Origin of the sequence: Sphingobium sp. TB-6 (genome assembly GCF_012927365.1) — a bacterium.
Lineage (GTDB): Bacteria > Pseudomonadota > Alphaproteobacteria > Sphingomonadales > Sphingomonadaceae > Sphingobium.
On record NZ_JABBGL010000011.1, the window covers coordinates 18,959 to 37,750 of the forward strand.

The 18,792-nt window shown below is 64.3% G+C and carries 19 protein-coding genes and 1 tRNA gene; 13 read left to right on the forward strand and 7 right to left on the reverse strand.

What is annotated here, in order from left to right; all coding sequences use genetic code 11:
• Nucleotides 1–4: 4 nt before the first annotated feature.
• The 3 genes from secF to yajC are packed head-to-tail and all read right to left on the reverse strand — an operon-like array spanning nt 5 to nt 2,955.
• Complete coding sequence (secF, locus tag HHL26_RS15545) at nt 5–991, reverse strand: protein translocase subunit SecF (protein ID WP_066553359.1); 987 nt, start codon at nt 989–991, stop codon at nt 5–7.
• An 18-nt stretch (nt 992–1,009) separates the two neighbouring features.
• The gene (secD, locus tag HHL26_RS15550; RefSeq protein ID WP_066553356.1) at nt 1,010–2,611 is read right to left on the reverse strand and encodes a protein translocase subunit SecD; all 1,602 of its coding nucleotides are present in this window, start codon (nt 2,609–2,611) and stop codon (nt 1,010–1,012) included.
• An 8-nt stretch (nt 2,612–2,619) separates the two neighbouring features.
• Nucleotides 2,620–2,955, reverse strand: coding sequence for a preprotein translocase subunit YajC (gene yajC, locus HHL26_RS15555; RefSeq protein WP_066553354.1), 336 nt, complete (start codon nt 2,953–2,955; stop codon nt 2,620–2,622).
• 190 nt (nt 2,956–3,145) lie between these two features.
• Here yajC and HHL26_RS15560 point away from each other — a divergent pair.
• The 3 genes from HHL26_RS15560 to HHL26_RS15570 all read left to right on the forward strand — a co-directional run bounded on the left by HHL26_RS15560 (nt 3,146) and on the right by HHL26_RS15570 (nt 4,176).
• Nucleotides 3,146–3,222 (forward strand) — tRNA-Pro (locus tag HHL26_RS15560).
• Nucleotides 3,223–3,364: 142 nt separating this feature from the next.
• Nucleotides 3,365–3,904 (forward strand): glycosyl hydrolase 108 family protein, encoded by a 540-nt coding sequence (locus tag HHL26_RS15565; protein ID WP_066553352.1) that lies wholly within the window; start codon nt 3,365–3,367, stop codon nt 3,902–3,904.
• 11 nt (nt 3,905–3,915) lie between these two features.
• Nucleotides 3,916–4,176 carry a 3TM-type holin gene (locus tag HHL26_RS15570; RefSeq protein ID WP_066553349.1) on the forward strand — a complete coding sequence of 87 codons (261 nt, stop codon included), beginning with the start codon at nt 3,916–3,918 and terminating at the stop codon, nt 4,174–4,176.
• Between the two features lie 39 nt (nt 4,177–4,215).
• On the opposite strand, the gene HHL26_RS15575 is transcribed toward HHL26_RS15570, so the two are convergent.
• Nucleotides 4,216–5,097: a LysR family transcriptional regulator gene (locus HHL26_RS15575; protein ID WP_066561251.1), complete on the reverse strand. Its 882-nt coding sequence runs from the start codon at nt 5,095–5,097 to the stop codon at nt 4,216–4,218.
• 99 nt (nt 5,098–5,196) lie between these two features.
• Between HHL26_RS15575 and HHL26_RS15580 the strand changes: the two genes are divergently transcribed.
• Nucleotides 5,197–6,708: an acetyl-CoA hydrolase/transferase family protein gene (locus HHL26_RS15580; RefSeq protein WP_066553346.1), complete on the forward strand. Its 1,512-nt coding sequence runs from the start codon at nt 5,197–5,199 to the stop codon at nt 6,706–6,708.
• Between the two features lie 615 nt (nt 6,709–7,323).
• Here HHL26_RS15580 and HHL26_RS15585 read toward each other — a convergent pair.
• A complete protein-coding gene (locus HHL26_RS15585; protein ID WP_066553344.1) occupies nt 7,324–7,872 on the reverse strand; it encodes a hypothetical protein in 549 nt (182 codons plus the stop codon).
• A 321-nt stretch (nt 7,873–8,193) separates the two neighbouring features.
• On the opposite strand from HHL26_RS15585, the gene rpsM reads away from it, so the two are divergent.
• The 8 genes from rpsM to guaA all read left to right on the forward strand — a co-directional run bounded on the left by rpsM (nt 8,194) and on the right by guaA (nt 16,650).
• Nucleotides 8,194–8,562, forward strand: coding sequence for a 30S ribosomal protein S13 (gene rpsM, locus HHL26_RS15590; protein ID WP_066553341.1), 369 nt, complete (start codon nt 8,194–8,196; stop codon nt 8,560–8,562).
• A gap of 76 nt (nt 8,563–8,638) precedes the next feature.
• Complete coding sequence (gene rpsK / locus HHL26_RS15595; RefSeq protein ID WP_004208752.1) at nt 8,639–9,028, forward strand: 30S ribosomal protein S11; 390 nt, start codon at nt 8,639–8,641, stop codon at nt 9,026–9,028.
• Between the two features lie 122 nt (nt 9,029–9,150).
• A complete protein-coding gene (locus tag HHL26_RS15600; protein ID WP_066553338.1) occupies nt 9,151–10,215 on the forward strand; it encodes a DNA-directed RNA polymerase subunit alpha in 1,065 nt (354 codons plus the stop codon).
• Between the two features lie 172 nt (nt 10,216–10,387).
• Nucleotides 10,388–10,813 (forward strand): 50S ribosomal protein L17, encoded by a 426-nt coding sequence (gene rplQ / locus HHL26_RS15605; RefSeq protein WP_066553334.1) that lies wholly within the window; start codon nt 10,388–10,390, stop codon nt 10,811–10,813.
• A gap of 114 nt (nt 10,814–10,927) precedes the next feature.
• Complete coding sequence (locus tag HHL26_RS15610) at nt 10,928–13,111, forward strand: prolyl oligopeptidase family serine peptidase (RefSeq protein WP_066553331.1); 2,184 nt, start codon at nt 10,928–10,930, stop codon at nt 13,109–13,111.
• Nucleotides 13,112–13,178: 67 nt separating this feature from the next.
• Nucleotides 13,179–13,727 carry a hypothetical protein gene (locus HHL26_RS15615; protein WP_066553328.1) on the forward strand — a complete coding sequence of 183 codons (549 nt, stop codon included), beginning with the start codon at nt 13,179–13,181 and terminating at the stop codon, nt 13,725–13,727.
• A gap of 67 nt (nt 13,728–13,794) precedes the next feature.
• Entirely contained in the window at nt 13,795–15,048 is a 1,254-nt protein-coding gene (locus HHL26_RS15620) for a TCR/Tet family MFS transporter (protein ID WP_237229903.1), read from the forward strand.
• A gap of 42 nt (nt 15,049–15,090) precedes the next feature.
• Nucleotides 15,091–16,650, forward strand: coding sequence for a glutamine-hydrolyzing GMP synthase (guaA, locus tag HHL26_RS15625; RefSeq protein WP_066553321.1), 1,560 nt, complete (start codon nt 15,091–15,093; stop codon nt 16,648–16,650).
• Between the two features lie 112 nt (nt 16,651–16,762).
• Here guaA and HHL26_RS15630 read toward each other — a convergent pair whose 3' ends face one another.
• Nucleotides 16,763–17,029, reverse strand: coding sequence for a DUF6356 family protein (locus HHL26_RS15630; RefSeq protein ID WP_066553319.1), 267 nt, complete (start codon nt 17,027–17,029; stop codon nt 16,763–16,765).
• 104 nt (nt 17,030–17,133) lie between these two features.
• Between HHL26_RS15630 and HHL26_RS15635 the strand changes: the two genes are divergently transcribed.
• Nucleotides 17,134–18,321: an aminotransferase gene (locus HHL26_RS15635; protein WP_169576166.1), complete on the forward strand. Its 1,188-nt coding sequence runs from the start codon at nt 17,134–17,136 to the stop codon at nt 18,319–18,321.
• Here HHL26_RS15635 and HHL26_RS15640 read toward each other — a convergent pair.
• Nucleotides 18,276–18,785, reverse strand: coding sequence for a hypothetical protein (locus HHL26_RS15640; protein ID WP_066560792.1), 510 nt, complete (start codon nt 18,783–18,785; stop codon nt 18,276–18,278). The genes HHL26_RS15635 and HHL26_RS15640 overlap by 46 nt on opposite strands.
• Nucleotides 18,786–18,792: the final 7 nt, after the last annotated feature.

Here is an 18,792-nt window from a genome sequence, read left to right on the forward strand (position 1 = left end):
CCGTTCAGGGCCGCGCTCCATCGTCACGCGGTCCCATGCGCTCGGCCTGCGCCGCGATATTGGTCTTGCTCGCCTTCTTCTCGGCCGTCGCGGGCGACAAACCGAGAGTGATCAGCAGCGAAGAGGACACATAGACCGACGAATAGGTGCCGACGATGATGCCCAGCATCATGGCCGCCGTGAAGCCGCGCAGCACATGGCCGCCCAGCAGCAGCAGCGCACCCAGCGCCAGCAGCACCGTTACCGACGTCATGACTGTGCGCGGCAGCGTCTCGTTGACGGACAGGTCGATCAGCGCCTTCATGTCCATCTTGCGATATTTGCGCATATTTTCGCGGATGCGGTCGTCGATCACCATCTTGTCGTTGATCGAATAACCCACGATCGTCAGCACGGCGGCGACGATGTTGAGGTCGAATTCCAGTTGCGTGATGGCGAAGAAGCCCAGCGTCATCAGCACGTCGTGCATGATCGCGACGAAGGTCGAGATGCCGAACTGCCATTCATAGCGGAACCAGGAGAAGATCGCGATGCCGATCACCGCCAGCATCACCGCCAGCACGCCGTTCTGGATCAGTTCGCCCGACACCTTGCCCGACACCGTGTCGTAGCGGGAGAAGGTGACGCCGGGAAATTCCGCCGTCATCGCCTTGCGCGCCTTTTCGACGATGGCGTTGGCCGCTCCCGCGCCGCCCTGTTCGGGGAGCGGCAGGCGGATTTGCACCGTCCTGGGATCGCCAAATTGCTGGAGCGAGCCATCGCCCACGCCCAGACGGTCGATCACCCCACGCACCTTGTCGGTCTGCGGCGGCTGCTGGAACTTCGCCTCGATCATCAGGCCGCCCACGAAATCGACGCCGAGGTTGAGACCCTTGTAGAAGGTGGCGCCGACCGCCAGCACCGTCAGCAGCGCCGTCAGGCCAAAGGCCCAGTGGCGCAGCTTCACGAAGCCGATATTGGTGTTGTCAGGGACGAGTTTAAGCAGTTTCATATTGTTTCTCTCGCCCCGTCAGATGTGGATCTCGGTCGGGCGCTTGGCCCGGACCCAGAGCGACACCATCCAGCGGGTGAAGGTGACGGCAGTGAACACGCTGGTCGCGATGCCGATCAGCAGCACGATCGCGAAGCCCTTCACCGGACCCGAGCCCAGAGCGAGCATGATGCCGCCAGCAATGGCGTGGGTCACGTTCGCCTCGAAAATGGTGCGGCTGGCTTCCTTATAGCCATGTTCGATCGCTTGCACGACGTTCCGGCCACGGCGACGCTCCTCGCGGATACGCTCGTAGATCAGCACGTTGGCGTCGACCGCCGTACCGATGGTCAGCACGAAACCGGCGATGCCCGGCAACGTCAGCGTCGCGCCGAGTATCCCCATCACGCCCAGGATCACCAGCACGTTGATGGCGACGGCGAGGTTCGCATACATGCCGAAGCGGCCATAGCTGGCGAACATGAACATGGCGACCGCCGCGACCGCGATCACCGAGGCGAGCAGACCCGCCTTGATCGAGTCCGCGCCGAGCTGCGGGCCGACGGTGCGTTCTTCCACCACGGTCAGCGCGACGGGCAGCTTGCCCGAACGCAGCGCGATGGCGAGCTGGTTGGCGCTTTCCACGGTGAAGCTGCCGCTGATCTGCGCGCTGCCGCCCAGAATCGGTTCGTTGATGTTCGGCGCCGACAACACCTTGCCGTCGAGGATGATGGCGAAGGGCCGGTTGACATTCTGCGACGTCACCTGGCCGAATTTCCGCCCACCCGCGCCGTTGAAGCGGATGTTGACGATCGGCTCATTGCCCTGCGGGCTGAAACCCTGCTGCGCGTCGGTCAGATCCTCGCCCGACACCATGACTTGGCGATGGACCGCGATCACCGGCGACCCGGACGGATTGGCCGGATAGGGCAGGACTTCGCTGCCCACCGGCGCACGGCCCTGCGCGACTTCGGCGGGGTTGGCGTTGACGTCGACCAGCTTGAACTCAAGCTTGGCGGTCTGGCCCAGCAAGTCCTTCAGCGCCTTGGGATTTTGAAGGCCCGGCACCTGCACGACGATGCGGTTGTCGCCCTGCTGCTGAATGGTCGGCTCGCGCGTGCCCATTTCGTCGATGCGCTTGCGGATGACCTCGGTCGCGACTTCCATCGCGCCCTTCACCGCATTGTCGATGCCCGCCTGGGTCGGCGTGATGGTGATGGTGGAACTGTTCACCACCTCGACATTGAAGTCGCGCTGGCCGGTCAGGCCTGCCCCCTGCGTCAACGGCCGGATGCGCTCGACAGCGGCATCGACCTGCGAGGGGTTGCGGACCATGAAGCTCAATTTCCCGTCGCGGCTGGAAATATCGCCAATCGCGATCTTGGTATCGCCCCGGCGCAGTTCCGTGCGGACCTGCTCCTCCATATTGGCGATGCGCTGCTTGGCGACATCCTGGGTCGAGGCTTCCAGCAGCAAATGGCTGCCGCCCGACAGGTCGAGGCCCAGATTCACGCGGGTCTGCATGAATTTGGGCAGGTGCGCGACCGCGGAATCGGGCAGGAAGCTCGGCACGGCGCAGGCTATGCCAATGGCCAAGGGCAGCAGAATCGCGGCTACCGCCCAGCGAGGGAAATTCAGCATCGGGCCGCTCAGTCGTTCGCAGGCTTGGCGGTGGCGGGGTCGATCACGTCGGTCAGGGTGGACTTGACCGCCTTGACCTTCATGTTCGGCGCCAGTTCGACATCGACGTAAAATTCGTCGACGCGGGCCACCTTGCCGACCAGACCGCCGCCGGTCACGACCTGATCGCCCTTCTTCACGGCGTCGATCTTGGCCTTATGGTCCTTCATCTTCTTCTGCTGCGGACGGATCAGCAGGAAATAGAAGACAACGAAGATCAGGAGCAGCGGGGCCATCTGAACCAGCATGGAGGCGCCGGACGATTCCCCGCCCGCAGTCTGGGCAAAGGCTGGAGATATAAACATGCTTGGGACTTTCGCCTTATTGTCTTGTCCAGTTGCGGACGCAGGATAAACGCCCACAGATCAAGGGCGCGCGGCTAACACAGATAGGGCGGCTGAGGCAACATGATTAGGGTTTCCGACGAAAGGGCAAAAAGCCTTCATCGAATCCCTTGCATATTCCCCAAACTGCTTCTAATTGCGCCGCTCCGGTCGGGACGTAGCGCAGCCTGGTAGCGCATCACACTGGGGGTGTGGGGGTCGGAGGTTCGAATCCTCTCGTCCCGACCAAATAGACGATTAAGGCGTCAGACGCCTTGCCAACCTCCTCCATCTTAAATTCCCGTTTGCGCTGAGCGGCGCTTTTTTGCTGTCCTACAACGAACCAAATGGGATAAATAATCCGCCTTTCTGCAACAGGAGGGCGGGTTTCATGGATATTTCGGCTCTGATCGATGAGGTGATCGCGCGGGAGGGGGCTTATGGCAACCATCCGGCCGATCGCGGCGGACCTACCAATTTCGGGATCACCCAGGCGGTGGCGCGGGCCAATGGGTTTATGGGCGATATGCGCACCTTCCCCCGCGGCGTGGCGGAGGCGATCTATCGGCGGCTTTATTGGGAGAAGCCGGGTTTCGCCTTTGTCGCGGAACTGGCGCCCAAAGTCGCCGCGGAACTGTTCGATACGGCGGTGAACATGGGGCCGGGGACGGCCGGCGGCTTCCTCCAGCGCGCGTTGAACGCGCTCAACCGCAATGAAGCGGACTATCCCGACCTGAAGGTCGATCAGTCGGTCGGCGCCAAGACCCTCGCGGCGCTGGGAGCGTTTCTGAAGCTTCGCGGCAAGGCCGGGGAGCGGGTGCTGATCGTGGCGCTCGAAGCCCTGCAGGGGGAGCGCTATATGGCGCTGGCGGAAAAGCGGCCGGCCAATGAAGCCTTTCTCTATGGCTGGCTGGCAAACCGGATCGGGTAGGGGAAACTCCCATGACGAGGCGAATTGCGGAAGACCGGTGGACGCTGCGGGCGCGGCCGGCCTTTCTCTATGTGATGTACGGCTTGCTGCTCTGGTCGGTGCCGCTGGGGCTGATCGGCGGCGTGCGGCCAGATATGGCGGCGGGGATCATCCGGGCGATGCGGGCTTACTTCAACGCATTGCCGGAGCCGCTCTATGCGCTCTTCGGCACAGGCTATCTCGGATATACGGCGGCGCGGGCCTGGGGGAAGGCCAAGGGGGTGGAGCGGTAGCGCCGAATATTTCCCGATTTCCCCCGAAACGAATGAAAGTCAGGGTCGTTCGCCCGGGAAATTGGCCTTGAGGAAGTCCAGCACCACGCGGGCTCTTGGCGGCAGGCGTTTGTGCGAGGGGTGGACGGCCCATATGTCGAGCGGGGCGATGTTGCTGTCGGGAAGGACGGGAACCAGCCGCCCCGCTTCGATGTCGCCCTTTACCCGGATCGCGGGGAGCAGCGCGATGCCAAGGCCACTCAAGGCCGCGCGGTGGACGGCTTCGCTGCTGTCGCTGCGGAAGGTGCCGCCGAACACCCTCTCCCGCCCGTCGATCGTCCAGCGGGCGGGCACATCGCCATAGGCATAGGCGATGCAGATATGGCCGGAAAGATCCTCGGCGGTGGCCGGGGCGCCATGATCGGCCAGATAAGCGGGATGCGCGACCAACAGGCGCGGCAGCATGCCCAGCGGATGGACGACCAGGCTTTCATCGCCCACCGGACCCACGCGCAACGCAAGATCGAGGCGATCCTCCACCACATCGCGCTGCCAGTCGGTCATCGCGCAATCGAGCTGCAGCGCAGGATAGCAGGCGGTCAGCTCGCCCAGCCGCTCGACATAATAAAGGCCGAGCGCGGTGGTGAAGCCGATGCGCACGAGGCCGCTCGGCTGGTTGCGGACCGGGCCGAAATCCTGCTCCGCCACGTCCAGCGCATCCAGCATCGCACGGGCGTGAACCAGTAGGCGGTCCGCCTCCGGAGTGGCGATCAGCCTGCGCGTGGTGCGATGGAACAGGATCGTGCCGAAATGCGCCTCCACCTGATCGAGCCGTCGCGCGATGGTGGTGTGGCTCGCATGCATTTCTTCGGCTACGCGGGAGAAATTGGGTTTTTCGCATAGTCGGACGAATGTCCGCATGGCGATCAACAGATCGGACATTTGAACGCTACTCGCACAGATATTGTGCGGCTTATCCTTATTGTCAGGAGAGCCGAAAAGCCAGAAGCCATCGCGCAGGAAAGCAGGAAGAGGATGCCCATGACCGATCGCATCGCCCATGCGGGGCTGGCCGCCAAATGCCGGACGGCCGAGGAAGCCGCCGCGCTGATCCATAACGGCATGGCCGTCGGGATGAGCGGCTTTACCGGCTCGGGCTATCCCAAGGCCGTGCCGCTGGCGCTCGCCGCGCGGATGACCGCCGCCCATGCAGCGGGCGAGCCTTTCCGGGTGAAGGTATGGACCGGCGCGTCCACCGGGCCGGAGCTGGACGGCGCGCTGGCGCAGGCCGATGGCATCGAGTTCCGTTTGCCCTACAACAGCGATCCGATTGCCCGCGAGCGGATCAACAGCGGGCATATGCAATATTTCGACATGCATCTGAGCCAGGTGGCGCCGATGGCGTGGCAGGGTTTTCTGGGCGATCTGGACGTGGCCGTGATCGAGGTGACGGGAATCACGGCCGAGGGCGAACTGATCCCCTCCGCCTCGGTCGGCAACAACAAGACGTGGATCGACCGGGCCAAGGGCGTGATCCTGGAGGTCAATCGCTGGCAGAACCCCGCGCTGGAAGGGATGCACGACATTTATTACGGCACGGCGCTGCCGCCGCATCGCCAGCCCATCCCGCTGGTGCGCGCCGACCAGCGCATCGGCCAGCCCACCTTCCGCTGCGATCAGGACAAGGTGATCGCGGTGGTCGAGACGGACGCGCCGGACCGCAACGCCCCCTTTACCCCGCCCGACGACAAGGCGCGGGCGATCGCCGGGCACTTGCTAGAGTTTTTGAGCCATGAGGTGAAGAAGGGCCGCCTGCCCGCCTCGCTGCTGCCTCTGCAATCGGGCGTCGGCAATATCGCCAATGCGGTGCTGACCGGCCTGATCGACGCGCCGTTCGAGGATATGGTCGCCTTTACCGAAGTAATCCAGGACGGCATGCTGGACCTGCTCGATACGGGCAAGCTGCGCATGGCGAGCGCGACGTCCCTGTCGCTGAGCCCGGAGGCGGCGGCCCGGCTGAATGCGGATATGGGGCGCTATCGGGACCGGATGATCCTGCGGCCGCAGGAGATCAGCAACCATCCCGAGCTGGTGCGGCGGCTGGGCTGCATCGCGATGAACGGACTGATCGAGGCGGACATTTACGGCAACGTCAATTCGACGCATCTGATGGGGTCGCGGATTCAGAACGGCATTGGCGGGTCTGGGGACTTTGCGCGCAACGCGTTCCTGTCGATCTTCACGACGCCGTCGACCGCCAAGGGCGGCGCGATCTCCGCCATCGTGCCGCATTGCAGCCATGTCGATCATATCAACCAGGATGTGCAGGTGATCGTGACCGAGCGGGGGCTGGCGGACCTGCGCGGGCTGGCGCCCCGGCAGAGGGCGGAACTGATCATGGAAAATTGCGCGCATCCGGACTTCCGGCCGATGCTGAAGGATTATTTCAAGCGGGCGATGGCCGGGTCGTTCGGGCTGCAATCGCCCATGTTGCCGGGCGAGGCGCTGGCCTGGCACCAGCGTTATATCGATACGGGCACGATGCGGGGGTAGGGGCATTGGCCCGACGCTCAATCCAGACAGGCTTGCACCCCATCCTACCGGATTGATCGTCAACCAGCCTTCAGCCAGCATCATGCCCCGGCGGGTCTGCGAGCGCACGCGCAGACCCGCCAATTTTCCGTGGAACAGTTGCCAGCCAAAGCGCGGCAAATCGTAAACAACGATCTTGCCAGAAAATGAGAGGGGCCGTTGGGTGGTTTACCCAACGGCCCATCATTGACATGGTCAGCGGCCGGAAGCGCCGCCCAAGGGAAACGGTAATCGCGCTATTTTCCAGATACGACGCTTCGCCCGCGAAAGCCGCAGTCGACAGTCACCGAAATTCTGCAAAACCGACGCTAACGGCGTCGCTCAGCGGCGCGTTCCCCGAATGGACTTGACCGACCCCATTGCTGAACCATGAGACATCGGATCACCTCCTTTCGCTAGTTGAAGCCCCTATAGCCGTTCCCGGTACTGGTCCTTCGCCGTCTATGAAATGATATGTGAATCAGACGGGCCGCATGTTCAAGGCTTGTAAAATTCTTTTTTCGAATCATACTTCTACGTCCGCATTTCACAGGCGATTTGCTTTGAAAATCGCGGAAACTCCCTGAAATCAGAGACTTAGGCGCGGCAATCCTCGACGACGCGGCCGACCTCCGCCCAGGCGGGCAGGATCAGCGTGGGCAGACCCTGCACCTCGACCGCAAAACGGCCCCGGCTATAGGCGATTTGATCGAGCGCCGCGTCGTTGGCGGCGCGGATCGCCTGCGTCGCAGGGACCGTCCCGGCGGCCGCGCTGGCGGGCCAGCTCACCGCGCCATAGCTTGTCCGTAGCGTCATCGCCGGCTGGGCGATGCCAGGGCGCAAAAGGCTGATGCGTCGCATCGTCTTGTCGCAGCGGATGACGAACAGGCTGCTTTGCGCATCAGCGCCGAACAGGGCGACCGATCCGGCGCCGTCGACCTGATAGCGCCAGTCGCCGGGCGTGGTGTCGCGGTCCTGCCATTGGAGCGGCGCGGGTGGAGGCGGCGCCGACTGCGGCGCCGGAACAGGCCGGGGCGCAGGGGCCGGGGCGGGCCGCTCGGGCGCGCCAACGCAGGACGCCAGCAGAAGGCAAGCGGTCGGGATGGCGATGGGCGCCAGCGCGGCGGAGGGCAGAGTGAAGCGCATCCCCCCTCCATGCCCAGGGAAAGGGATTGCATCAACCGAAAAGGGCGGGATGATGCGTCCGCTCCGGCCGGATGAGCGGGTCCGAAGAAGCGCTAGATCTCACCGCTTTTGCGCCGACCCGTCATTGACAGTCTGGGATCGAATCGGTAAGGGCACCCCTTCCCAATACGCTGACAAGCGGCAGTGCGGTGGCACTGGCCGTCTTTTTTGCGTCTTGGGGTCTATCGAATCGGTTGCGAATCCTTATTCAAGGATTTTCAGCCCTGACGCTTTGAGATGGGGCGGCGCCAACCGCCCCGTGGAGCAGGAGTACAGAATACCATGGCACGTATTGCGGGTGTCAACATCCCGACCAACAAGCGCGTGATCATCGCGCTCACCTACATCCACGGCATCGGCCGCAAGACCGCCGCCGACATCGCTGACAAGCTGGGCATCGACCACAGCCGCCGCGTTCAGGATTTGTCGGACGCCGAAGTCCTGCAGATCCGCGAAGCGATCGACGCCGACCTCACGGTCGAGGGCGACCTGCGCCGCGAAACCGCGATGAACATCAAGCGCCTGATGGATCTGGCCTGCTATCGCGGCCTGCGTCACCGCAAGGGTCTGCCGGTCCGCGGCCAGCGCACGCACACCAATGCGCGCACCCGCAAGGGCAAGGCCAAGCCGATCGCCGGCAAGAAGAAGTAATCGTTGAGGGTCGAGCCTTTGGCATGACCCTCCGGCGACTTCTACTTTCAAACGATTTCAGTAGGATAGAGCAAAAATGGCACGCGAACCCCAGCGCATCAAGCGCCGCGAACGCAAGAACATCTCGGCCGGCGTGGCTCACGTCAACGCCAGCTTCAACAACACCATGGTGACCATCACCGACGCCCAGGGCAACGCCATTTCGTGGTCCTCGGCCGGCATGATGGGCTTCAAGGGCAGCCGCAAGTCGACCCCGTACGCCGCGCAGGTCTGCGCCGAAGACGCTGGCCGCAAGGCAGCCGAACATGGCGTGCGCACCCTGGAAGTCGAAGTGAAGGGTCCGGGTTCGGGCCGTGAATCGGCTCTGCGCGCTCTGCAGGCCGTCGGCTTCCACATCACCTCGATCCGCGACGTGACGCCGATCCCGCACAATGGCGTGCGTCCTTCCAAGCGCCGCCGCGTCTGATCATCGACGCCAAGGCTTTGGCGGGCGGCGGACGCGTCGCCCGCTTACCCATCTGCATCGGTCGGAACGTCCTGTCGGGTCAGGATTTTTGAACGTTTCGGCCTCATCCCCAGGGGAAATACATGACTGTCAACATGAAGAACTGGCAGGAATTGAAGAAGCCCAACAGCCTTGAGATCAAGGTGGCGGGCGACGGCAAGCGCAAGGCGACGTTCGTCGCTGAACCTCTGGAGCGCGGCTTCGGTCTGACGCTTGGCAATGCGCTGCGCCGGGTTCTTCTGTCCTCGCTCCAGGGCGCGGCGGTCACCTCGATCAAGATCGAGAACGTCCTCCACGAATTCTCCTCGCTCGCCGGCGTGCGCGAAGATGTGACGGACATCGTCCTCAACATCAAGCAGGTCGCGCTGCGCATGGAAGGCGACGGTCCGCGCCGTCTCCAGCTGTCCGCCACCGGCCCTGCCGAAGTGCGCGCGGGAGACATCATCACCGTTGGCGACATCGAAGTGATGAACCCCGATCTGGTGATCTGTCATCTGGACCAGGGCGCGACCCTCAACATGGAACTGACCGCTGACATCGGCAAGGGCTATGTCCCCGCCGTTGCCAACCGTCCGGCGGACGCCCCGATCGGCCTGATCCCGATCGATGCGCTCTACTCGCCGGTCCGTCAGGTCGCCTACAAGGTCGACAATACCCGCGTCGGCCAGGAACTGGACTATGACAAGCTGTCGCTGACGCTCGAGACCGACGGCACCGTCACGCCGGAAGACGCGGTGGCCTATGCCGCCCGCATCCTGCAGGACCAGCTCCAGCTCTTCGTCCACTTCGAGGACGCGCTGCCCGTCGCCGCTCCGGCCGCCGGTGCCTCTGCGGGTGCCTCGGCTGGCGAAGGCGAAAGCGACGCGAACCAGATCAACCGCTATCTGCTCAAGAAGGTGGACGAGCTGGAACTGTCGGTCCGCAGCGCCAACTGCCTCAAGAACGACAACATCATCTATATCGGCGATCTGGTCCAGAAGACCGAGGCCGAGATGCTGCGCACCCCGAATTTCGGCCGCAAGTCGCTCAATGAGATCAAGGAAGTGCTGTCGTCCATGGGCCTGCGCCTGGGGATGGACATCCCCGGCTGGCCGCCGGAAAATATCGAGGAAATGGCCAAGAAGCTCGAACAGGAGCTGCTGGGCTAATCCTTTTCCCCTCTCCCGGACACGCGGAGAGGGGAATGAACACCCCCATGGACATGGCTCCATGGACGGTGTGAACTTCGCCTGTTTTTCAGGCAGGGGAACGGCGGCGCCCCCGATTGCCGCCTGGTCTGGGCTACCTCAAACGGGCCCTTAACGAACGAAGGAAGACAAAATGCGTCACAAGGTTGGTCATCGCAAGCTGCAGCGCAGCGCCGGGCATCGTAACTCGCTGCTCCGCAACCTCGCGGCTTCGCTCATCAAGCATGAGCAGATCCTCACCACCACGCCCAAGGCGAAGGAACTGCGTCCCTACGTCGAAAAGCTGATCACCCTCGCCAAGAAGGGTGGCCTGTCGAACCGCCGTCTGGCCCATGCCCGCCTGCAGGACGATACGCAGCTCACCAAGCTGTTCGAAGTCCTGGCCGAGCGTTACAAGGATCGCAATGGCGGCTACACCCGCGTGATCAAGGCCGGCATCCGCGCTTCGGACGCGGCGCCGATCGCGATCATCGAGCTGGTCGACCGCGACGTCGATGCCAAGGGTCAGGACTCGGGTCCGGTCCAGAGCGCCGATGCCGACGAGCTGGAAGCGGCATGATCCGCTGATACCGCTTACTCAAAAGTGGTAATTTGATTTCAGAACAGGCCGTGGCTTGATAAGGGCCACGGCCTGTTTCGTTTTGTTTCCATCGGGATAGGGGAAAAAGAGAGGATGCGCGGCTTTGGCTGGCTTGCTTTGGCGTCGCTGTTGCTGGCCGCCCTTCCCGCCCACGCAGAGCCGGATGCAGCCGCCAGCGCCGCCAAGGCCAGCGCCAAAAGCTCCGGACTGCACTATCCCGCCGCCAGACGGCTCGATCTGGTCGAGGATCATTTCGGGGTCAAGGTGACCGACCCTTATCGCTGGCTGGAAAACGACCTGCGCGGCGATCCCGCCATCCGCGACTGGGTAGCGCAGGAAAACCGCCTCACCCGCCGGTTCATCGACGCCCTGCCGGGCCGCGACATCCTCAAGACGCGGATGCAGGCTCTGCTCGCCCATGGCCGCTACACCATCCCGCGTAAGGCAGGAGGGCGCTACTTCTACGGCTATAACAAGGGGCTGCAAAACCAGACGCCGCTCTATGTGCGCGAGGGCATCAATGGCCAGCAGCGCCTGCTGATCGACCCCAATGACTGGGCCGAGGACGGGTCGGACGCGCTGGCAGAATGGGCGCCCTCCCCCGACGGCCGCTTCCTGCTCTATGCCGTGCAGGAGGCTGGAAGCGACTGGCGCACGCTCAAGGTTTTGGACGTCGCCACCGCCAGGCCGCTCGACGACGCGGTGCAATGGGTGAAATTCTCCCAGCTCGCCTGGGACGGACAGGGGCAGGGCTTCTTCTATTCCCGCTTCGCCGCGCCGCAGGATGGGGCCAGCTTTCAGTCCTCTACGGTCGGGCAGCAGCTTTATTATCACCGCCTCGGCACGTCGCAGGCACAGGACCAACTGATCTACGCCACCCCCGACCAACCCCGGCTCAGCCACATGGCGCAAGTGACCCAGGACGGCCGCTGGCTGATCATCAGCAGTTTCCAGGGCACCGATCCGCGCCGGGAGCTGCATCTGGCCGAACTGACCGGCGGCAAGGTGAAGATCCGATCGCTGGTCAAGGGCATCACCAATGACTGGCGGCTGATCGGCAGCCGGGGGCCGACGCTCTATTTCATCACCGATCAATATGCCGCGCATCTCCGCGTCGTCAGCATCGACGCCCGCTATCCCCGGCGCAGCGGCAAGCAGGTGGTGGCCGAACGCATGGATACGCTGGCCGGCGGATCGCTGGTGGGGGACCGGCTGATCCTCGCCTATCTGTCCGATGCGGAAACCGTGGCGGAGCTGGTCGACCTGAACGGGCGCAAGGTCAGCGACGTGCCGCTGCCCGGCATGGGCACGGCGGCAGGCTTTGGCGGGCGCGACGGCGACCCGGAAACCTTTTTCAGCTTTTCCGGCTTCACCACGCCGTCGAGCATCTATCGCTTCGACACCGCGACGCTGCGGTACGAGCTGTTCGCGCGGCCGGACCTGCCCTTCAACCCTGACGATTACGGCATCGAGCAGATCAGCTACCCGTCGAAAGACGGCACGATGATTCCGATGACGGTGATCCGCAAGAAGGCGCTGGCTCTCGCCAAGACCTCCGCGCCGACTATCCTTTACGGCTATGGCGGCTTCAACATCGCGCTGACGCCCGGCTATTCGGCCACCCGCATGGCCTGGCTGGAGCAGGGCGGTGTCTATGCCATCGCCAATCTGCGCGGCGGCGGGGAATTCGGCAAGGCGTGGCATGACGCGGGCCGCCTCGCCAACAAGCAGAATGTGTTCGACGACTTCATCGCGGCGGGCGAATATCTGAAGGCCAATGGCTATACAACGAAAGACGGCCTCGCGATCGAGGGCCGGTCCAATGGCGGCCTGCTGGTCGGGGCGGTGGTGAACCAGCGGCCCGACCTGTTCGCCGCCGCCCTGCCCGCAGTCGGGGTGATGGACATGCTGCGCTTCGACCGCTTCACCGCCGGACGCTATTGGATCGACGATTATGGATCGCCGGACCGGGAGGAGGATTTCCGCCTGCTCTATGCCTATTCGCCCTATCACAACATCATCGGCGGCAAGGATTATCCCGCGATCCTCGTCACCACCGGCGACACGGACGACCGGGTGGTCCCGGCGCACAGCTTCAAATATGCAGCGGCGCTTCAGGCGGCGGAGCTGGGGCCGAAACCGCGACTGATCCGGATCGATACCAAGGCCGGCCATGGCTCCGGCAAGCCGGTCGACAAACTGATCGACGAATATGCCGACAACTATGCCTTCGCCGCGCAGTTCACTGGGCTGCGGATACGCGACGAACCGAAATAGCCGTTCAGCCCCCTGACAGCCGGACAGGCATAGCACTCCTGCAAAACTGGTTGAGGGATGCGGGCCGATGAACAGGACAAGGTGGATGACGGGATCGCTGATGGCGCTGGCCCTGCTGACGGGCGGCGCGGCTTCGGCGCAGGCATTCCAGCCACGACAGGACTACCAGCAGCAACAGGACGACTTGTCCGACGAGGCGCAGCCGCCCGCCGACGAGCCTCAGACGCCCGAGGATCAGGCAAGCCCACCCCGCGCCGACGATGATTTTTCGGACGTCGTGGCGGCGGATCAGGAGCCCGCCCGTTCCGGCCCCCAATCCGATCGCTACGGCCGGCAGGACGATCCCGCCGCCACCCCGGCCGATCAGGCCAGCGAGGAAGCGATCACCCATTGCGCCCTCGCCGCCCGCGACGAAGCCGAACGCGACGGCGGTTATGCCGAAGTGCGCCAGGTGCAGGAACCGCGCGAAACCCGCGGCGGCTATGATGTGGAGGGAGATGTCGAGGTGCGCTCCGGCTGGCGAACGCAGGACGGCAGGTCGCAGCATTTCACCTGTTCGGTGCAGAACGGCCGGATCGCGGATGTCTATTTCCGCCGGGACCGCGCCGCGCGGTAACCGGCCTCAAAGGCTTGGCAGGGCGAGGCGGAGTCTCTAGGCGAGAAACTCGTCCAGGAGTTTTCTCGTGCCCGCCCGCATGCCCCATCGCCAAACCGCCGCGATCGCCTTCATATTGGTGACGGCGCTGCTCGACGTCATGTCGATGGGGATCATCATCCCGGTGCTGCCGCAGCTCATCGAAAGGCTCTCCGGCTCCAATGCGGCGGCGGGGATGTGGAACGGGCTGTTCGTCGCGCTCTGGGCGGCGATGCAGTTTCTCTGCTCGCCCGTGATCGGGTCGCTCTCCGACAGGTTCGGGCGGCGGCCGGTGATTCTGGTTTCGGTGGCCGGGCTGGCGCTTGATTTCCTGCTGATGGCGCTGGCGCCCAATCTCTGGTGGCTGGCGGTGGGGCGGATGCTGGCGGGGGTGACGTCCTCCAGCTTTACCTCGACCTTCGCCTATATGGCCGACATCACCCCGCCCGAAGGCCGGGCGCGGGGCTATGGCCTGATCGGGGCGGCGTTCAGCGGGGGCTTTGTCGCCGGACCGCTGCTGGGCGGGGTGCTGGGCGAGATTTCGCTGCGGGCGCCTTTCTGGGCGGCGGCGGGATTGTCGGGGCTGGCCTTTCTCTATGGATTGTTCGTGCTGCCGGAATCGCTTGGCGCGGACAGAAGGATGGATTTTTCGTGGAAGCGGGCCAATCCCTTTGGCGCGTTGCGACTGCTGCGGTCGCATCCGGAACTCTCCAGCCTGGCTGTCGTCAACTTCCTGCTTTATTTCGCGCATCACCTCTTCACCGCCGCGTTCGTGCTTTATGCGGGTGACCGCTACGGCTGGGGGGCGTGGCAGGTGGGGGCGCTGTTCGCGCTGATGGGCCTCATGGACATGGGCGTGCAAGGGGTGCTGGTCGGGCCGGTGGTGAAGCGGCTAGGCGATCGGACGACGATGGTGATCGGGCTTGGCTTCGGCGCGGTCGGGATATTGGCCATGGGGTTGGCGTCGACGGGCTGGCTGTTCGTCGCGGCGATGTTCCCCAATGCGCTCTGGGGACTGGCGATGCCGACCATCCAATCGCTGATGACGCAACACGTGTCGGAGTCCGAGCAGGGCCAGTTGCAGGGCGCGAACAACAGCGTCGGCTCGATCGCGGGCATAGTGTCGCCGCTGTTCTTCGGGGCGGTTTATTCGATGTCGGTGGGCGCCAAGCCGCTGCTGCCCTTCATCGGCAGCGCTTTCCTGATCGCCGCGGCGGTATTGGCGGGCGGCGCGCTGCTGGGATGGGCTGCGGGGCGGGCGCAGGACGCGGCTTCGCTGGACAAGGAAGCCCAAGCGCACTAACCGGGCGCGAATCCCTTCCACTGGACATATAAAGGCGATTCGATGACGCTGCCCCTTCAGGATTCCATCCTTATCGTGGACTTCGGCAGCCAGGTGACGCAGCTCATCGCGCGCCGCGTGCGCGAGGCGGGCGTCTATTCCGAGATCGCTCCGTTCAATAGCGCCGCCGAAGCTTTCGAGCGGCTTAAGCCCAAGGGCATCATCCTGTCCGGCGGCCCCTCCTCGGTGATGTGGGAGGATTCCCCTCGCGCCCCGCAGCATTTCTTCGAGGCGGGCATTCCGATCCTGGGCATCTGCTACGGCCAGCAGACGATGATGCAGCAGCTTGGCGGCAATGTCGAAGGCGGCGAAAGCGGCGAATTCGGCCGCGCCTTCATCGAGGTGAAGAAGGGCTGCGCGCTGTTCGACGGCCTTTGGACCGACGGCGAACGCCATCAGGTCTGGATGAGCCATGGCGACAAGGTGACGCAGCTTGCGCCGGGCTTCGAGGTCGTGGCGGTCAGCGAGGGCGCGCCCTATGCGATCACCGCCAATGAGGAAAAGCGCTTTTACGCGACGCAGTTCCACCCCGAGGTCGTCCACACCCCCGACGGCGCGAAGCTGCTCGCCAATTTCGTGCGCCATGTCTGCGGGCTGGCGGGCGACTGGACCATGGCGGAGTTCCGCGCGACCAAGATTGCCGACATCCGGGCGCAGGTCGGTGAAGGCCGGGTGATCTGCGGGCTTTCGGGCGGCGTCGACAGCGCCGTCGCCGCCGTGCTGATCCACGAAGCCATTGGCGATCAGCTGACCTGCGTGTTCGTCGACCATGGCCTGATGCGGCTGGGCGAGGCGGAGCAGGTGGTGAGCCTGTTCCGCGAGCATTATGGCATCAAGCTGGTCCATGTGAATGCCGAGGAGCGCTTTCTGGGCGGCCTTGCGGGCCTGACCGACCCGGAGAAGAAGCGCAAGTTCATCGGCGGCGAGTTCATCGCGGTGTTCGAGGAAGAGGCGAAGAAGATCGGCGGGGCGGACTTCTTGGCACAGGGCACGCTCTATCCCGACGTGATCGAATCGGTGTCCTTCACCGGCGGGCCGTCGGTGACGATCAAGTCGCACCACAATGTCGGCGGCCTGCCAGAGCGCATGAACATGAAGCTGGTCGAGCCGCTGCGCGAACTGTTCAAGGACGAAGTGCGCGTGCTGGGCCGCGAACTCGGCCTGCCTGAGATTTTCGTCGGGCGGCACCCCTTCCCCGGCCCCGGCCTTGCCATCCGCATTCCGGGCGAGGTGTCCAAGGACCGCTGCGACATCCTGCGCAAGGCGGACGCGGTCTATCTGGAGGAAATCCGCAACGCCGGGCTCTATGATGCGATCTGGCAGGCCTTTGCGGTGCTGCTACCGGTACGGACCGTGGGCGTGATGGGCGATCACCGCACCTATGACTCGGTTTGCGCGCTGCGGGCAGTGACGTCCACCGACGGCATGACGGCAGATATCTACCCCTTCGATGCCGCCTTCCTCAGCCGCGTGGCCACACGGATCATCAATGAGGTGAAGGGCATCAACCGCGTAGTTTACGATTATACGTCGAAGCCGCCGGGGACCATTGAGTGGGAGTAAATCGGATCAAATGACCGTCCGGGGGACGGTCATCCGATTTACTCGGCACCGCAAGGTGCCGCAGCCTTTACAGAACCAAAAGCCGCCTCAACCGGGCGGCTTTTTCTATGCCTCAAATCTCATAATCCGGCCGCCATTGCGGGCTCAGATAAGCCGGCTGCTGTTCCGCCAGATCGGGCTGGCGCTGGCGCATTTCGCCATAGAGCCGCTTGACCGTGGCGCTGCCGGTGCGGGTGAAGAAGGCTGGCACCAGCCCGTGGACCATGCAGGCGAACCCCGCCCGCACCATCAGGAAACCGAAGCGCGTCGCCACTTGAAAATGCTGGCCGTAGCTTTCGTTCACGTCTCTGGGATGTTGCAGGAACAGGCGGTCGATCATCTTTGCTCGCTCGTGACGATGGGAAAGGCGGCATAATAATGCATCGGAAGGCGGAAGGAGAGAGCCGATCGCATGCAACTTGACCCCTCGCCCCAAAAACCGGCATGTCGACCGGCATGAGCGCTCGCGATCCTCTCGGCCATCCCGTCTATCGGAACATGCCCACCACCATCTTCGAAAAAATGTCGGCCCGCGCCAGGGAAACCGGCGCGATCAATCTGGGGCAGGGCTTTCCCGACGCCCAGGGACCGGAGGAGATCCTGCGTGCCGCCGCCGATGCGCTGCTAACCCGATCCAACCAATATCCGCCCATGGCGGGCATTGCCGAACTGCGCGAGGCGGTGGCGGCGCATTATGCGCGGCATCAAGACCTCGACCTCACGGCGCAGGAGGTTATCGTCACCTCCGGCGCGACCGAGGCGATCGCCGCCAGCCTGCTCGCGCTGGTCCGGCCGGGCGACGAAGTGCTGGTGCTGGCGCCGCTTTACGACGCCTATCTGCCGCTGATCGAGCGCGCCGGCGGCGTAGCGCGCGTCCTTCGCCTTACCCCGCCCGACTGGCGGATCGGGCGTGACGCGCTGGAGGCCGCCGTTACCGGAAACACCCGCTTCCTGCTGATGAACAATCCGGTGAACCCCACCGGCATCGCCCTGCGCGACGAAGAACTGGCGCTGCTGGCGGCGTTTTGCGTGGAGCATGACCTGATCGCAATCTGCGATGAGGTGTGGGAGCATGTCACCTTCGATGGCATCGCGCACAAGCCACTGATCGGCTTCCCCGGCATGCGGGAACGGACGGTGAAGATCGGATCGGCGGGGAAGATCTTCTCGCTCACGGGCTGGAAGGTCGGCTGGATGTGCGCCGCGCCGCCCATCGCCACCCTGTTGGCGCGGGCGCATCAGTTCGTCACCTTCACCACCCCGCCCAACCTGCAATGGGCGGTGGCCGAGGGGTTGGCGAAGCCGGAGGGCTGGTTCGCCGCCATGCGCGAGGGATATCAGGCGTCGCGCGACCGTCTGGCGGAGGGGCTGCGTGGGGCGGGCTATGCCGTCAATTCCAGCGCCGCCACCTGGTTCGTGACCATAGACCTGCCCGCTTCGGGCATCGCCATGGACGACGTCACCTTCTGCGAGCGGATCATCGATGAAGCCGGCGTCGCGGCGATCCCGATTTCCGCCTTCTACCCCGCCGATCCGGTGACGCACCTCGTCCGCCTCTGCTTTTCCAAGGCGGACGAGGTTCTGGATCAGGCGGTGGCGCGATTGGCGGCGTTCCGCTCGTCCTTGGCCTGAGCGCGCCGCAGGAGCGCTGCGCCGAGGACCAGCATCGCGATCAGCAGCAGGCTCTGCGCGGCGAGCATGACGCTGGGCGTCAGGGCATCCAGCACCGCCACCTTCTGGAATACCTGCGCCACCAGCACGAACAGGTTAAGCCACAGCGCCACGGTCGCGCTGATCGCATAGGCCGCCCGTGCCCAGCTTGCGCGATCAAGGGCGAAGAGCGCGACGAAGGCCACCACCAGATCGACGGTCGAGATCGCCCCCACCCCGATCGCGGGCGTGAAGCCGTGGAAGGGGAAAAGGAAGCCGGTGAGGCTGGTGAGCAGCGTCGTCACCAGAAACACCGCCTGCGTGCGCGGCACCCACCAGCCTCGCGCCATGGCCGGGAGAGCGACGAGGCCGCTCACGATGCCGATCAGGCTGATGCCGACATGCAGCGCGATGAACTGCGGCAGGGGGATGAGATCGAGGATCATGACATGC

What these genes read in the sequence shown, in the direction of transcription:
- secF (WP_066553359.1), bottom strand. Translation starts at nt 991, where the DNA reads ATGAAACTGCTTAAACTCGTCCCTGACAACACCAATATCGGCTTCGTG.
- secD (WP_066553356.1), bottom strand. Translation starts at nt 2,611, where the DNA reads ATGCTGAATTTCCCTCGCTGGGCGGTAGCCGCGATTCTGCTGCCCTTG.
- yajC (WP_066553354.1), bottom strand. Translation starts at nt 2,955, where the DNA reads ATGTTTATATCTCCAGCCTTTGCCCAGACTGCGGGCGGGGAATCGTCC.
- HHL26_RS15565 (WP_066553352.1), top strand. Translation starts at nt 3,365, where the DNA reads ATGGATATTTCGGCTCTGATCGATGAGGTGATCGCGCGGGAGGGGGCT.
- HHL26_RS15570 (WP_066553349.1), top strand. Translation starts at nt 3,916, where the DNA reads ATGACGAGGCGAATTGCGGAAGACCGGTGGACGCTGCGGGCGCGGCCG.
- HHL26_RS15575 (WP_066561251.1), bottom strand. Translation starts at nt 5,097, where the DNA reads ATGTCCGATCTGTTGATCGCCATGCGGACATTCGTCCGACTATGCGAA.
- HHL26_RS15580 (WP_066553346.1), top strand. Translation starts at nt 5,197, where the DNA reads ATGACCGATCGCATCGCCCATGCGGGGCTGGCCGCCAAATGCCGGACG.
- HHL26_RS15585 (WP_066553344.1), bottom strand. Translation starts at nt 7,872, where the DNA reads ATGCGCTTCACTCTGCCCTCCGCCGCGCTGGCGCCCATCGCCATCCCG.
- rpsM (WP_066553341.1), top strand. Translation starts at nt 8,194, where the DNA reads ATGGCACGTATTGCGGGTGTCAACATCCCGACCAACAAGCGCGTGATC.
- rpsK (WP_004208752.1), top strand. Translation starts at nt 8,639, where the DNA reads ATGGCACGCGAACCCCAGCGCATCAAGCGCCGCGAACGCAAGAACATC.
- HHL26_RS15600 (WP_066553338.1), top strand. Translation starts at nt 9,151, where the DNA reads ATGACTGTCAACATGAAGAACTGGCAGGAATTGAAGAAGCCCAACAGC.
- rplQ (WP_066553334.1), top strand. Translation starts at nt 10,388, where the DNA reads ATGCGTCACAAGGTTGGTCATCGCAAGCTGCAGCGCAGCGCCGGGCAT.
- HHL26_RS15610 (WP_066553331.1), top strand. Translation starts at nt 10,928, where the DNA reads ATGCGCGGCTTTGGCTGGCTTGCTTTGGCGTCGCTGTTGCTGGCCGCC.
- HHL26_RS15615 (WP_066553328.1), top strand. Translation starts at nt 13,179, where the DNA reads ATGAACAGGACAAGGTGGATGACGGGATCGCTGATGGCGCTGGCCCTG.
- guaA (WP_066553321.1), top strand. Translation starts at nt 15,091, where the DNA reads ATGACGCTGCCCCTTCAGGATTCCATCCTTATCGTGGACTTCGGCAGC.
- HHL26_RS15630 (WP_066553319.1), bottom strand. Translation starts at nt 17,029, where the DNA reads ATGATCGACCGCCTGTTCCTGCAACATCCCAGAGACGTGAACGAAAGC.
- HHL26_RS15635 (WP_169576166.1), top strand. Translation starts at nt 17,134, where the DNA reads ATGTCGACCGGCATGAGCGCTCGCGATCCTCTCGGCCATCCCGTCTAT.
- HHL26_RS15640 (WP_066560792.1), bottom strand. Translation starts at nt 18,785, where the DNA reads ATGATCCTCGATCTCATCCCCCTGCCGCAGTTCATCGCGCTGCATGTC.